This window comes from Providencia sp. SP181 (assembly GCF_050446505.1).
Taxonomy (GTDB): domain Bacteria; phylum Pseudomonadota; class Gammaproteobacteria; order Enterobacterales; family Enterobacteriaceae; genus Providencia; species Providencia vermicola.
In genome coordinates this window covers 273,379-287,787 of record NZ_JBBPXM010000006.1, presented here as the reverse complement: position 1 = coordinate 287,787, position 14,409 = coordinate 273,379, and the positions used below count along the sequence as shown (strand labels likewise).

General features: G+C 41.8%; 11 protein-coding genes. 6 read left to right on the top strand and 5 right to left on the bottom strand.

Annotated features, from left to right (window positions below; translation table 11 throughout):
• Nucleotides 1-122 precede the first annotated feature (122 nt).
• From AABS66_RS12835 to AABS66_RS12820, 4 genes are all read left to right on the top strand, one after another.
• On the top strand, nt 123-1,523 hold the full coding sequence (locus AABS66_RS12835) for an NAD(P)/FAD-dependent oxidoreductase (RefSeq protein WP_272681251.1): 1,401 nt from the start codon (nt 123-125) through the stop codon (nt 1,521-1,523).
• Complete coding sequence (locus AABS66_RS12830; RefSeq protein ID WP_430224998.1) at nt 1,520-2,749, top strand: NAD(P)/FAD-dependent oxidoreductase; 1,230 nt, start codon at nt 1,520-1,522, stop codon at nt 2,747-2,749. Before AABS66_RS12835 ends, AABS66_RS12830 begins: the two co-directional genes overlap by 4 nt.
• A 36-nt stretch (nt 2,750-2,785) precedes the next feature.
• Nucleotides 2,786-3,562, top strand: a complete 777-nt coding sequence (locus AABS66_RS12825) for a DeoR/GlpR family DNA-binding transcription regulator (RefSeq protein WP_206082920.1) — start codon at nt 2,786-2,788, stop codon at nt 3,560-3,562.
• A 106-nt stretch (nt 3,563-3,668) separates the two neighbouring features.
• Nucleotides 3,669-4,016 carry a DUF1937 family protein gene (locus AABS66_RS12820; RefSeq protein ID WP_206082919.1) on the top strand — a complete coding sequence of 116 codons (348 nt, stop codon included), beginning with the start codon at nt 3,669-3,671 and terminating at the stop codon, nt 4,014-4,016.
• A gap of 214 nt (nt 4,017-4,230) precedes the next feature.
• On the opposite strand, the gene ybaL is transcribed toward AABS66_RS12820, so the two are convergent.
• Nucleotides 4,231-5,982 (bottom strand): YbaL family putative K(+) efflux transporter, encoded by a 1,752-nt coding sequence (ybaL, locus tag AABS66_RS12815; protein ID WP_206082918.1) that lies wholly within the window; start codon nt 5,980-5,982, stop codon nt 4,231-4,233.
• A gap of 286 nt (nt 5,983-6,268) precedes the next feature.
• Nucleotides 6,269-7,492: an MFS transporter gene (locus AABS66_RS12810; RefSeq protein WP_241016788.1), complete on the bottom strand. Its 1,224-nt coding sequence runs from the start codon at nt 7,490-7,492 to the stop codon at nt 6,269-6,271.
• A gap of 255 nt (nt 7,493-7,747) precedes the next feature.
• On the opposite strand from AABS66_RS12810, the gene ushA reads away from it, so the two are divergent.
• Complete coding sequence (gene ushA / locus AABS66_RS12805) at nt 7,748-9,418, top strand: bifunctional UDP-sugar hydrolase/5'-nucleotidase UshA (RefSeq protein WP_206082917.1); 1,671 nt, start codon at nt 7,748-7,750, stop codon at nt 9,416-9,418.
• 59 nt (nt 9,419-9,477) lie between these two features.
• Here the strand turns inward: ushA and ybaK are convergent, their stop codons facing one another.
• On the bottom strand, nt 9,478-9,951 hold the full coding sequence (ybaK, locus tag AABS66_RS12800) for a Cys-tRNA(Pro)/Cys-tRNA(Cys) deacylase YbaK (RefSeq protein ID WP_206082916.1): 474 nt from the start codon (nt 9,949-9,951) through the stop codon (nt 9,478-9,480).
• A gap of 11 nt (nt 9,952-9,962) precedes the next feature.
• The gene (locus AABS66_RS12795) at nt 9,963-10,778 is read right to left on the bottom strand and encodes a TraB/GumN family protein (protein WP_272539511.1); all 816 of its coding nucleotides are present in this window, start codon (nt 10,776-10,778) and stop codon (nt 9,963-9,965) included.
• Nucleotides 10,779-10,984: 206 nt separating this feature from the next.
• Between AABS66_RS12795 and AABS66_RS12790 the strand changes: the two genes are divergently transcribed.
• The gene (locus AABS66_RS12790; RefSeq protein ID WP_430224997.1) at nt 10,985-13,777 is read left to right on the top strand and encodes an RHS repeat-associated core domain-containing protein; all 2,793 of its coding nucleotides are present in this window, start codon (nt 10,985-10,987) and stop codon (nt 13,775-13,777) included.
• A 32-nt stretch (nt 13,778-13,809) separates the two neighbouring features.
• Here AABS66_RS12790 and AABS66_RS12785 read toward each other — a convergent pair whose 3' ends face one another.
• Entirely contained in the window at nt 13,810-14,391 is a 582-nt protein-coding gene (locus AABS66_RS12785) for an HdeD family acid-resistance protein (RefSeq protein WP_206082913.1), read from the bottom strand.
• Nucleotides 14,392-14,409 lie beyond the last annotated feature (18 nt).

Below are 14,409 nucleotides of genomic sequence, written 5' to 3'. Positions count from 1 at the left end.
ACAATAAAGTAACAATGTGAGTAGTTTTTGGTTTGTTGTTGTACTTTATGTTGTTTTAATTATTGTGATTGTGGGAATTATGTGGTTTTATGTGTGCAAGTTTTAAGTAAAGGATCTCAGCCATGGATATTAATAATAAAAAAATTTGGGATGTCATTGTCATAGGCGGTGGTGTCATTGGCTGTGCAGTGACACGTAAATTCACACTGATGGGGGCAAATACTTTGCTGCTAGAACGAGGTGGTGACATCTTGTCAGGGGCGAGTAAGGCCAACAGCGCACTATTACATACAGGTTTTGACGCCACACCAGGGAGTCTAGAACTGGAATGTATGCAAGATGGGTATCGCGAATTCCTTGAAATCAGAGAAAAAATGAATTTGCCGATCCTCGAAACGGGGGCATTGGTTGTTGCGTGGAATGAAGAACAACTGAGTAAGCTGCCAGGCATTGTTGAACAAGCACATACTAATAATGTATTAGATGTGGCAATTATTGATAAAGACGAATTATACCGCCGTGAACCTCACTTAGCAGATGGTGCTTTAGCGGCGGTTTCGGTTCCAGGTGAAGCTGTGATTGACCCGTGGAGTACACCGTTATCTTATTTAACCCAAGCCGTGAAACACGGAGCACAATACCATTTTCATTGTGAAGTCAAAGGCGGTGAGCTAAAGGCGGGACTGTGGCATTTAACCACAACAAAAGGTGAGTTTTCTGCCCGTTTAGTGATTAACTGTGCAGGGATTAACGGGGATATTGTTGAGTCGATTTGCCATCCATCACCATTCCAAATAAAACCGCGCAAAGGGCAATTTTTGGTATATGACAAAGCGGCAGCTGCGGATATCAATGCGATTATTTTACCTGTACCAACCGCCATCACAAAGGGTGTTTTGTTATCAAAAACTATTTTCGGTAATTTGCTGTTAGGGCCAACAGCCGAAGAACAGGATGACCGTTGGAAAGCGGAAGTCAAACAAGAGGTGATGGAAGATTTAATCGCCCAAGGTTCTCGCATGTTACCGTCTTTACAGAATTACAGTGTGACGGCGACTTATGCGGGCTTACGTCCTGCAACAGAAGAAAAATATTACCGTATCAATGGTTACCCTGAAAAACAATGGATTTGTGCAGGGGGGATACGTTCTACAGGCTTAACATCAGCACTGGGTGTCGCAAATCACTTGGGTAAGTTATACCAAGAAAACTTCACGCCATTATTTGAATTATTGCCGCCAGAAGAACTTATTTGGCCGAATATGCCCTCGATTTCTGAATATCATCAACGTGATTACCAATGTAAAAGCAATGGCGGCATTGTGTGCCATTGTGAATTGGTAACACAACGGGAAATCGAAGCGACATTTGACTCTGATATTCCGCCTGAATGCTTGGGGGCTTTGCGCCGTAGAACGCGGGTTATGATGGGGCGTTGTAATGGCTTTTATTGCAGTAGTCAGGTGGCGGAAATTATTAATGGTCGTTTTGACCATACACTGGCAGTGGAGGCGGTAAAATGAGTTTATATTATGATGTGATTATCATTGGCTCAGGGCCAACTGGTGTTGCCGCAGCTCATACTCTACGCCGTCGTGGCATTAAGAATATCGCTATTCTTGAGCGAGAAGCCCATGCAGGCGGTGTTCCTCGTCATTGCCAACACCCAACATTTGGTTTGTTGGTATTTAAGCGGCCGATGAAAGGTAATAAATTTGCAGCGAAAATTGTGGAAAGCCTCGGTGATACCCCAATTTTTACCCGCAGCACCGTGACGCAGCTTCACCCAAATGGAAAACTGACGGTCTCTACCGCAGAGGGGTTAGTTGAGATGCACGCTAAGCGCATCTTGGTAGCGACAGGGGTTCGTGAAACACCGCGTCACCCACGTTTGGTATCAGGCCTTCGCCCGCAAGGTGTTTTAACCGCAGGGGCATTGCAGCAGTTTGTTTACCTTAATGGTAAAAAACCGTGCCGAAACCCAGTCATTGTGGGAAGTGAGTTAGTCAGTTTTTCTGCCCTGTGGACATTAAAAAATGCAGGTGTAAAAGCGCAGGCAATGGTGGAAGGTGGGGAGCGCATTCTGGCATTTAAACCCGCGACCTTATTTGCCAAAGCGATGGGAACACCCGTTTATTTAAACAGTAAAATCACTGAAATTGGTGGCCTTGACCGTGTAGAGTATGTGATGGTGGAAACCAACGGAAAAAACCACAAAATTGAGTGTGATTCGGTCATTTTTACGGGGCAATTTGTGGGGGAAAATACATTAATCCGCAAAAGTCACCTTGAATTTGATGCGAGCACAGGGAAGCCTGTAACAGACCAATTTAGTCGCTGCTCGGATGGGGCATATTATGCGGCGGGGAATATGTTGCACCCTGCGGATATGGGGGATCAGTGCTACCAAGAAGGTTTATTGACAGGGGAGAATATTGCGAATGATTTATTAGCCAATCACCATCAGCCGCAAATTCAGCCTGTACAGCGCATCCCTGTGAGCAGAGATTCAAATATCAGCTTTAGCGTTCCTGCTTGTATAAATATGGACGCGCTATCCCAAGGATGTATCGACTTCAATATTAAAGTTGAACAAGCGTTGCAAGGCACAATCAAAGTCATGGCGGGGAATACGGTTTTGTATGAGAAAAAGCACCGTTGTTTACCAACAAGACGCATTTTATTGAAAAATATCGATTTAACAAAAATACAACCAGACGCTACTGAAATTCGTATCACTGTTGTATAGTGCTGGAAATGTTAAATGGTCAAGAAGGATTAAACTATGTGTGAAGGGCGCTCTTCAAAAGTACGGCATCAAACCATCATTGAGTTATTGTCGACTCAAGGTCAGGTGTACGTGCAGGAGCTCGCAAAGCATTTTAATGTCGCGCAGGAAACAATCCGTCGAGATCTCAGTAAGCTGGAATCACAAAAGTTATTAAAGAAAGTCCATGGTGGGGCGGTGAATATTCAGTCAAAATTTGAACGTAATTTTACTGAACGTGCCCAAGCTGCTGTGGATGAGAAAAAAGCGATTGCCATCAAGGCAGCTGAACTGATTAAACCTGGCGATACCTTATTTATTGATTTTGGTACGACGACGTTTGAATTTAGTCAACGTATTAAATTGATTGATAATTTAACGGTAATTACTAATTCGCCATTATTAGCGACCACACTGCAAGAAAACCCATCCATTGAAACCATTTTAATTGGAGGGCAGTTTAATGCGGCGCAAAATGCCTGTTTAGGCGCAATAGCGTTAAAAAATATTGCCGAGTTTTTTGCAGATTATGCAGTGATTGGTGCAGGGGCTATCCATGCATTACATGGCGTGATGGATCAGCATGTGGATGAGGCAGCAATAGCCCAAAAAATGATGGAAAACAGTGACAAACTGATTGTGCTGGCGGATGGCACTAAGGCCAATAAGCACGCCATTAACTTTGTCACTAATTGGGATAATATTGATTATCTGGTGACAACCAGTAAAGAATTTAAGTTACCCGAAAATAAAAAGCGACCAAAAACCAAAATCATTGTTGCTGATATTGAATAAGTTTTTAACGTAGCACCTATTTAAACCTATCCCTTGGAAAATAATCACTTATTTTTCACGGGATAACTGTATCTAAAATTTGAACACACTAACATCAGGAATTATTATGAGCCTTTATTTTATAGCTTGCCCTTACTCTGATCCCGATAGCAATATTGTAGAAATGCGTTTTGCTGAATGTACTAAATTTGCAGCAGAACTTGCGCTAAAAGGAATTGCGACCTATAGCCAAATCACCATGACGCACCCAATTAATCAATATTTGGCCGCTGAAGGGAAAAAAGTAGCATGGTCATCCATTGATATGGAATTCTTAAAACGTTGTGATGGGCTAATTGTACTGACGCTACCAGGTTGGGAAAAGAGTGGTGGTGTTGCAGCTGAAATTCAGTTTTTTAAAGATAAAGGGTTGCCAGTTTGGACCAGTGATGAATTTATCGCTCACTCGTCATAATTCACGCTGATGCGTTGTTGGCTGCGTGCGTTCACCTCAGTCACATACTTATGTATTCTCCTAAGGATTCGTTTACTTGCCGCCTAGCCTCAACGGGAATTATTTAGAGTGAGTGATAAGGGATGGAAGGTAAAAGACAAATGCTGAGATGAAAGAAGGCAAAAGATAAAAAAGGAAGCCATGGCTTCCTTTTTGTATTTATAGAGAGAGGAGGTTAGTGAGCCGGTTTTAGATAATCATCTAAACTTTTGCCTTCACCTTTTTTATCGTTGCCGCCATCAAGCATATCATCGATAGAACAGCCAAACTCTTCCACATCATTACACATGAGTGTCGCCATGGATTTGGCAATTTCATGTTCACCTATAATGATATGATCAGCGCCGCGCTCTTTAATAAAGCTGACTTCATCATCATAGTGGGCACGAACAATAACGGTAACGTCAGGGTTCATCTCTTTCGCGGTTGCGACGATTTCACCTGCTTCATAACCATTTGGAATGGTTAATAATAACGTTTTAGCACATTCAATGCGGGCAAGGCTGATGATTTCTTTATTCGCTCCATTACCGAGGATTGCACTGAAGCCATTTTCAGCCAGCTCCTCAAAGCGAGCACGGGTGTCTTCCACGACGACAACAGGGATTTCTCGTCTACGCAGTTTGTCCGCTAACATACCTCCGACACGACCATAACCGACGATGATGGCGTGACCACAGATATCGACAGGTACTTGTGTTTCTTCTTCCAGCGTTTCTTCCAGAAGTTGCTCTTCAATCGTTTCTGTTCTTTCAAGGTATTTATCTAACAAACTAAATAATACTGGGTTAAGCATAATAGAGACAATAGCACCCGCTAACACCAAGTTTTGTGCGTCTTTATCCATCACGCCGAGGGTGAGGCCCATACCCGCTAAGATAAACGCAAACTCACCAATTTGCGCAAGGCTGACGGAGATGGTTAATGCGGTTCGCCGTGAGTGCCCAAACATTCTGACCAGAACCAGGGCCGCAGCGGACTTACCAATAATAATGATAGCCAGAACAGCCAAGATACCGAGAGGTTGCTGGATCAGAACCATCGGATCGAAAAGCATACCAACGGAAACGAAGAACAGAACCGCAAATGCATCACGCAGTGGTAAGGTGTCTTGTGCTGCACGGTGGCTCAGCTCAGACTCGTTCAGAACCATACCCGCGAAGAACGCCCCCAGCGCAAAGGAAGCATCAAAGATAGCTACAGCGGCATAAGCGATACCTAACGCAAGGGCGAGAACAGCTAAGGTGAACAGCTCACGAGAACCTGTTGAGGCGGTACGAGATAAAATCCATGGAATGACTTTACGACCGACCACAATCATAATGAATATGAATAAAACAACTTTACCAATTGTCCAGGCAAGGCCTAATGCGAGCTCACTAAAGCTTGCATCATCTGTATTCATGATAGCAGCTGCGGCAGGAAGCAGTACCAGGGTAAGAACCATGGCTAAGTCTTCCACAATTAGCCAGCCAATGGCAATTTGCCCGCGTTGGCTTTCAATGAGTTGCCGTTCTTCTAATGCGCGTAATAAAACCACGGTACTGGCGGTTGAAAGACATAAACCAAAGACAATACCAGTAAAAATGCCCCAGCCAAATAACATCGACAGGCCGAGACCTAATAGGGTTGCTACCGCAATTTGTGCAATTGCACCAGGAATAGCAATGGCTTTAACGGCTAGTAAATCTTTGAGTGAAAAGTGTAAACCCACGCCAAACATCAGCAAGATAACGCCGATTTCAGCTAATTCAGGTGCAAGCGCTGCATCTGCCACAAACCCTGGGGTAAATGGGCCTGCAAGGACACCTGCTGCAAGGTAGCCCACAAGTGGGGAGATTTTTAATCGCTGTGCGATCATACCTAACAAATATGCAAGGGCGAGACCACCAACAATGGTTGTGATTAAGGGCGTTGAATGCTCCATTTAGTCTCCTCTGGTTAGTATGAAAATATAAGGTGGGTACATGCCGTTGACTTTTAAAATGAGGCCTTCATTTTAAAATGCCAATTTGCATGTTTTTCTATTTTAACTTTTTTTGAGAAATATTTCCTTAAAAAAATGAAATGTTTTTAAAAAAAAGACAGACTAAAGGTGCTAAATCGTTACAAACTTTAGGATCAGGCGATTTTTAGCTGAAATTTTTAGGAAATATGGTAGGAAAGACCCACACTTATTTTTAATTAAGTGTGGGTAAAATAAGAAAATAAATCTATTTATGACCGATATTTGGTAACAATACTGTAAAAATCCCAAGTAATGGCAAGAAAGCACAATAATGATAAACTTGCTCAATACTGGTTTGGTCAGCAATATGGCCTAAAACTGCTGCCCCAACACCGCCCATTCCGAATGCAAGACCGAAGAACAATCCTGATACCATGCCGGTTTTACCGGGGATCAGCTCCTGTGCATACACCAAAATAGCTGAGAACGCAGAGGCTAAAATCATCCCAATGATTACAGTTAGCACGCCCGTCCAGTACAGCGAAGCATACGGTAAAATGAGGGTAAAGGGGGCGACACCGAGGATTGAGAACCAAATAACATATTTACGACCTATTTTATCCCCAATAGGGCCGCCAATCATTGTCCCTGCGGCAACAGCGAATAAGAAAACAAATAGGTGAATCTGGGCATTTTGCACAGAAACACCAAACTTCTCTATAAGATAAAAGGTGTAATAACTGCTAATGCTAGCCAAATAGAAGTATTTAGAAAAAATCAAAACTAGTAAGACCGCTAACGAACCAATAACCGCCTTGCGAGGTAAGATTTTAATGTTGCCAGTGGAAATGGTTTTTTTACTGGCAGCGCGATGTTGCTGCTTATACCAGTTACTGACTTGCAGTAAAATCACAATCGCTAACAAAGCCGCAAGGGAGAACCAACCTAAGTTGCCTTTTCCATAAGGTTCAATAATTAATGCGGCAAGCAACGGCCCTAGTGATGCCCCTAAGTTACCGCCTACTTGGAAAAATGACTGAGCAAGGCCGTGACGACCACCTGAAGCCATTCGAGCTACACGAGATGATTCTGGGTGGAAGACTGAAGAACCCGTCCCGACTAAAGCGGCTGCAAATAAAATCATTGGGAAGGTTTCTGCCATCGCCAATAAAATTAACCCAGTCAATGTAAAGCTCATGCCAATTGGTAATGAGTATGGCTGAGGGTGTTTATCCGTGTAGTAGCCAATAACAGGCTGCAGTAGGGATGCGGTAATCTGATACGTTAGGGTGATCATCCCAATTTGCGCGAAGCTCAGCGAGAAATCAGATTGTAATAAAGGATAAATCGCTAAGATAAGCGATTGGATCATGTCGTTTAATAAATGGGAGACACTAATTGCTGTCAGAATACTGAAGACGGTTTTCCCTGTTTTATTCACGGGTTTTGATGGATTTGCGTTATTAGGGGTTGTGGTTTGCTCACTCATAATTATCAACTTTCTGTGTTACATAATTGTTATCAATATAACTGAAATACAATTTATTGAAATGAATAAATAAGTCACATGAAAAATAATATCAGTGAATTATTTGATGGTGATCTCATTTTTATGAAACGAATTTCTTATTCTGCAAGAGGTATCAAATCTTGCTCATATTTTTATGCTATAAATCTGCGGGCAGTGACAAACTATAATCTAATATTAACGAATAAAAATTCCTATACCAGCAGGGAGAAGTGTATGAAGTTTGCATTTAAAGCATCCGCATGTGCATTAACAGTATCGTTAGCGTTAATACCCGCGACGATGGCAAACGCGTGGGAAAAAGACAAAACCTACAATATCACTATTTTGCATACAAATGACCACCATGGTCACTTTTGGCATAACGACCACGGCGAATACGGTTTAGCAGCGCAAAAAACCGTCGTTGATGAAATTCGCAATGAAGTGGCGAAGCAAGGTGGCAGTGTGTTGCTACTCTCTGGTGGTGATATCAATACAGGGGTTCCAGAATCTGATTTACAAGACGCGGAGCCTGATTTCAAAGGGATGAATTTAGTCGGGTACGATGCAATGGCATTGGGTAACCATGAGTTCGATAATCCGCTTGAAACGCTACGTCAGCAAGAAAAATGGGCAACCTTCCCATTCTTATCCGCTAATATTTACCAAACCAGCACAGGTAAACGTCTGTTTAAACCTTATCAAATATTTGATAAACAAGGTGTAAAAATTGCAGTGATGGGGCTGACTACAGACGATACTGTACGTATTGGTAACCCAGCAAATTTCCCTGATGTCGAATTCCGCGTACCTGCGGATGAAGCGAAAAAAGTGGTTGAAGAACTGCGCCAGACTGAAAAACCTGACATTATCATCGCCGCAACCCACATGGGGCACTATGATGACGGCAAACATGGTTCAAACGCACCAGGTGACGTCGAAATGGCACGCAGTTTACCTGCGGGTTACTTAGATATGATAGTGGGTGGTCACTCACAAGACCCCGTTTGTATGTCCCAAGAAAACAAAGACTACAAACAAGCGGACTATGTACCAGGGACTCCTTGTGCGCCAGATAATCAAAATGGTACATGGATTGTTCAAGCCCATGAGTGGGGTAAATATGTAGGACGTGCTGATTTTGAATTCAAAAATGGCAAATTTACCTTAAAACACTACCAGTTAATTCCAATTAACTTGAAGAAAAAAGTGACCAAAGAAGATGGTACCAGTGAGCGTGTTTATTACACACAAGAAATCGCCCACAACCCAGATATGATGAAATTACTGACGCCATACCAAGAGAAAGGTGATAAGCAATTAAGCGTCAAAGTGGGTTCTGTTGAAGGCAAACTGGAAGGCGATCGTAGCAAAGTGCGCTTTGTGCAAACCAATATGGGGCACCTTCTGTTAGCAGCTCAAAAAGAGCGCGCAGGCGCTGATTTTGCCATCATGAGTGGGGGGGGGGTCCGTGATTCTATCGAAAGCGGTGATATCACGTATAAAGATGTGCTGAAAGTTCAACCCTTTGCGAATGAATTAGTGTACGTTGATTTTAAAGGGGATGAAGTCATTCCTTACCTGACTGCGGTCGCGAATATGAAACCCGATGCAGGGGCATATGGTCAATTCTATAATGTAAACTTGACGTTGAATAAAGATGGTACGATTAGCGATGTGAAAATCGATGGTAAACCTGTTGATACATCAAAAACTTATCGTATGGCAACATTGAATTTTAATGCGATTGGTGGTGATGGTTATCCGAAAATTGATAATCACCCTAACTATGTGAATACAGGTTTTGTGGATGCGGAAGTGCTCAAAGGTTATATCGAGAAACATTCTCCACTAAAAGCTGCAGATTACGAACCAAAAGGTGAGATTATTTATAACAATAAATAATTCATTTTATAATATGAAAAGCCTCATATCGATGAGGCTTTTTTTATCAATGCGCGTATTTACTTGCGAATTTCAGCAAAAGTAGCATTGAGTACGTTACCTAAATCAGCTGGCGCTAATTCAATATCCAACCCGCGTTTTCCCCCTGAAATAAACATTGTTGCATATTGCTGGGCTTGGTCATCGATTACCGTGGGTAATCGCTTCTTTTGGCCCAATGGGCTGATGCCACCTAATAAATAGCCAGTGGTCTTTTGCGCGATTTGGGGATCGGCCATTTCCACTTTTTTCACTTTGAACACTTTTGCGACCAGTTTTAAGTCAAGCTGCCCTGAGACAGGGGTGACGGCAACAGCTAATGTTTTTTGGTCACCATTTAATGCCACTAATAACGTTTTAAACACTTGTTTGGCATCTAAGCCTAATTTACGTACTGCCTCATCACCAAAGTTGCTCTCATTTGGGTCATGATCATAAGGGTGCAATGTGAAGTTAATTTTTTGTTTTTCAAGTAATTTAACAGCAGGAGTCATTTTTTTACCTTTTATTTATCTCTGACACAATGGCGCAGATACTCAACAAGACTGCCTTCACCAAATAGGTGTAATGCACCAACAGCAACCACATAATTGCCATCTGGAAGCGCCTTAAGTTGTTCACTCCAAACTGCATTACGTTTATCCATTAGTACTTGATAGACATCTTTACTGAAAGTATTAGGTAAAGTCATGTGGTTATTGGGTTGATAATCAAGCCACCAACCAATCATGGTTTGCAGTGAACGTGCATTTGCGCGCCAATGGACTAATGAGTCTTGTAAGAGCGCTAACCCATTATTAGGTAAGGAAAGCAGCAATTCAACTTGGGATGCAGTGCCTTCAAGTTCAATGATCGGTTTAAGTTGGGTCTGAGCGTTGCGAATAAGCTGATAATCGATGCCATAGTGGCCGCGCAAGCCAAGCCCTTGTGCTTGAGTGGCCTGTAGGATCAAGGCGATTTGCCATGAAGGGAGACTATCAAACTTTTCGGGTGACTGGTGAATTTCTTGGCAACATTGCAAAAATAAGGCGTATTGTTCTTCGCTCAAACGTTGCTGAACAGGGCGCTGCTCATCAACTTCATGAGGGAAAGGGGATTGAGCTTGGGTTATATCCGCTTCAACAATTAATGCATCCGCTTGATTCAGTTTATCGAGCAATATGGCAGATAACGGAAACATATTTTCTGTTCCCATATGAATACTGCCTACAATGTGCAATTTAAGGCCTTTTGATAAGCGAACATCAATCGCAGGATAGGGGTATACCAGCGCCGTTTCCATATGGAGCCAATTTTTAAAGCTTTCAAATAGTTTTCCCATCATTTTACCCTGCATTCTTCTTGGGTTAATAGGGTAAACAATCTCTCGCGAATTTGCGAATGTTGTACGTCAATTACGCATTTTTCGTCTGTCCTGATAAAAATGGACAATGACAATTTAGGCACACTTCAATTATGGTTTCACGATATGAAGCAATACGTTAACAAGATGGTGTTATCATTTTGTTAGCCTTAATTGGAGATAACATGATAACGCCTCAAATTTCAAATATTCATGCGGGCACACCAACAATAACGGCATTCGATAACCGTCACTTTACGGTTCGTACACTTCAATACTATCGACAGCCTAATATTCAACAGGATGTACAGGAGCGTCTTGAATTTCATTATTTTAATATTTATGGTTTTTTACAGAAAAATGCAGATGCACGTTTGTCTGAAAGTGGGCAAGATAACTTTTATTATCATGCGGATTTAATGGGGTTCTCGTTATTAAACAAAGGTGTTGATAGCGGTGAAATTTACCAACTGAATGATATTGAACAGCGGCTTATGGTAAGCATTGACGCAAATAAAACGTTTAAATGGTGTTGCTATGAGGCTAATGATTCATTAGGTCGCCTCGAAAGTGTCAGTGAGAAAATAGAGGGAGGGAACTGGCGAGTCAGCGAGCGTTTTCAATATGCAGGTAATTCGCATACCGAACAATTGGCAAATTTAGCTGGGCAATGTATTAGTCACTTTGATACTGCAGGGTTATTGCAAACACAGGAAGTATCACTGCAAGGGGAACCGACTTTATTGACTCGGCAGTTTATTCAACAAGTTGATAATGCTGAGTTTAATGTTGATTGGCAAGGAAATAGTCATTTAACAGCATTATCACCCGAAAAATTTTCTCACCAAACACATTTTGATGCTGCAGGTGCTTGCCTTTCTATTATTGATGCAAAAGGCCATAAACAACAGCGAGAATATGATATTACAGGTCAGTTAATCAGAACGACATTCACAGTTAAAGGGCAAGATACGCAGCCAATAACTCAGATCATTGAATATTCGGCAGTCGGTCAGAAAGTACGAGAGATCTATGGTAATGGTGCCGTGACTGAGTATGTATACGAGGCGCAGACACAGCGCTTAATCCTTATTCAGACCTATAGGCCAGTAAATCACTCATTGGGTTATAAATTATTTCAGAGTTTACATTACGACTACGATCCTGTCGGCAATGTGATTGCAATTTATAATAGTGCAGAAAAAAAGGTTTTTTGGCGGAATCAAAAAGTCGAACCCAAGCATCGATATCAATATGACACGCTTTATCAATTAGTCCATGCGACAGGGCGAGAAATAGCGGGTATTAGCCAGCAAAGTCACTACCTTCCTCACCATTCATCAATTGATAATTCGGTATATACACGGTATTTCCGTGCCTATTCTTATGATAAAGGCGGGAATTTAATTCAAATTCACCACCGTGCCCCTGCGATGCAGCAAGCTTATACAATCAAAATGACAACGAGCAGCCGAAGTAACCATGCAGTACTGGCAGATTTAGCTGAGTTTCCTCATCAAGTGGAACCATTATTCACGCCAAGTGGACAGCAAAAACAGCTTTTGCAAGGAAAAAATTTAACGTGGACATCAAGGCAAGAACTGCAAAGTGTTAATGGTGCTGGCGGGAATGAGTTTTACCGCTACGATGGCGACAGCCAGCGGGCATTAAAAATAACACAATATAATCAAAAACAAAGCAAGGTTGTTTATTTACCGAACCTAGAGATTAGGCAAATTGAACATAATGAAAAATACCATGTGATCTGTATCGGGGAAGACAGTGAGGTACAAGCACAAGTATTGCATTGGGAAATTGGGCTACCAGATAAAATGGTAAATAATACCGTTCGTTATAGTATTAATGGGCATGCCAGCAATAGCGGTTTAGAACTCGATATGGATGGAAACTTGATTAGCCAAGAGGAGTTTTATCCCTTTGGTGGAACGGCTGTTTGGGCGGTAAGTAGCGCATTGGAAGTAAACTACAAAACACGGCGCTATTCAGGGCAAGAGCGTGATATTACAGGGCTTTATTATTATGGTCGTCGTTATTATCAGCCTTGGGTGGGGCGTTGGTTAAGCGCAGATCCCGCGGGAACTATTGATGGTTTAAATCTGTATCGGATGGTACGTAACAACCCATTGACCTATCAGGATGAACATGGGTTAGCACCTCGACTTTTTGATACACAGGATGATATGTTTGCTGATTTCCAGCAAACAGTATTAAAGCTGCTTAATGCATCCTCTAAAATTGAAAGAATTGCGAAAAATCCATCATTAATTCGCAACCGAGTCATTAGTATGGCGCAATTATTTTACAAAGATAAAACATCTAAATTTACATATGCTATTAATTTATATGAATTTTTGGAGATGGACTCGCAAAGTGAGGAGTTTAAGACATGGGCGACAAATAAATTAAGCTATCAAAATACTTCTCGCCAGCGTGAGCCTGGCTGGGAAACGGTTAATCATGCGGAGCAGGCATTAATAAGAACATTAACGGCTCATGATAGTTTTAACATAAGTAATTTAATCATATCCCAAAAGGCTAAATTATGTTCAAGTTGTGAAAATGCCATGTATACTTTTCGACAATCAATGCCTAAACGTCGCTTCACAACGATGATTCTTCGAGATGGTGATTTACCTCTTGCAGCCATACAACATGGGCAGTCACGAACTCGCTATAAAAACTCTTCATATTCTGCTGGAGTGGCGGTAGGGAAAACGAGTTTCACATTATACGACTATAAAGGTATAGAGTTTCAGGTTGGAATGGGGAATTTCTGGGGAGGGATGGATAAAACACTCTATACAATGTATGCCAATGAGTTTGAACGTGTGTTTGGGAGTCTTCCTATCGGAAAGGGAGTCAAAAAGTCATTTCCCCCTAAACCCCCCAAAAGCTCAGGAGGTCGTGGCCATCAGTTTGATAAAAATCAACCCAGTACCAGTCGTCGTCATCGATGAAGTGATTGCCCCCAAATAGGGGGCAAATTGAATTAACTGTTTTTAGTAATGTTTTTAAACACACTTAGCAACGCAAATAAGCTGAATGAGCTAAACACCATTTCGATACCAATTAACGTGGTTAATAGCGTAATCGACGTTAATGGCCCATTGCCAACAAGCAAAAAGGCAATAAAGAAATCTAATAACCCGATAAGAATTTGCAGCCAACCGCTTGGGGATTTTATTTGTTGAAAACCCACATATAAGCGAATGACACCGCCGACAATAAATAGTGCGGCGACTAAAATCGCGAGAGCGATTAAGCTTTGTAGTGGGTCTTTAATAAAGGAATAGCCGACAATAATATAGATTAGCCCAATCACAAAACCAAATAAGCGCGACCATCCCGTATAAATTACCGTGCTAAGTATGCTAACAATGGCACCGACACCACCAATAATCAGTAAAACGCCTAATACCGTACTGACCGCAATGCCTGAAATCATTGGGTTAACAATACAAAAAATACCGCCAGCCAACAGCAAAAAGGACAAAATTAATAAAAAAGTTCGCTGTTTTTTAAATTCCTCACCAGCGAGTTTGGCAAGTTTTTCACGATCAATATTAAGCATTTTGCGCTCCAAATATTA

Coding starts and splice junctions, on each gene's coding strand:
- AABS66_RS12795 (WP_272539511.1), bottom strand. CDS start 10,778: ATGGGAAAACTATTTGAAAGCTTTAAAAATTGGCTCCATATGGAAACG.
- AABS66_RS12835 (WP_272681251.1), top strand. CDS start 123: ATGGATATTAATAATAAAAAAATTTGGGATGTCATTGTCATAGGCGGT.
- AABS66_RS12810 (WP_241016788.1), bottom strand. CDS start 7,492: ATGAGTGAGCAAACCACAACCCCTAATAACGCAAATCCATCAAAACCC.
- AABS66_RS12825 (WP_206082920.1), top strand. CDS start 2,786: ATGTGTGAAGGGCGCTCTTCAAAAGTACGGCATCAAACCATCATTGAG.
- AABS66_RS12785 (WP_206082913.1), bottom strand. CDS start 14,391: ATGCTTAATATTGATCGTGAAAAACTTGCCAAACTCGCTGGTGAGGAA.
- ybaK (WP_206082916.1), bottom strand. CDS start 9,951: ATGACTCCTGCTGTTAAATTACTTGAAAAACAAAAAATTAACTTCACA.
- AABS66_RS12830 (WP_430224998.1), top strand. CDS start 1,520: ATGAGTTTATATTATGATGTGATTATCATTGGCTCAGGGCCAACTGGT.
- AABS66_RS12790 (WP_430224997.1), top strand. CDS start 10,985: ATGATAACGCCTCAAATTTCAAATATTCATGCGGGCACACCAACAATA.
- AABS66_RS12820 (WP_206082919.1), top strand. CDS start 3,669: ATGAGCCTTTATTTTATAGCTTGCCCTTACTCTGATCCCGATAGCAAT.
- ushA (WP_206082917.1), top strand. CDS start 7,748: ATGAAGTTTGCATTTAAAGCATCCGCATGTGCATTAACAGTATCGTTA.
- ybaL (WP_206082918.1), bottom strand. CDS start 5,982: ATGGAGCATTCAACGCCCTTAATCACAACCATTGTTGGTGGTCTCGCC.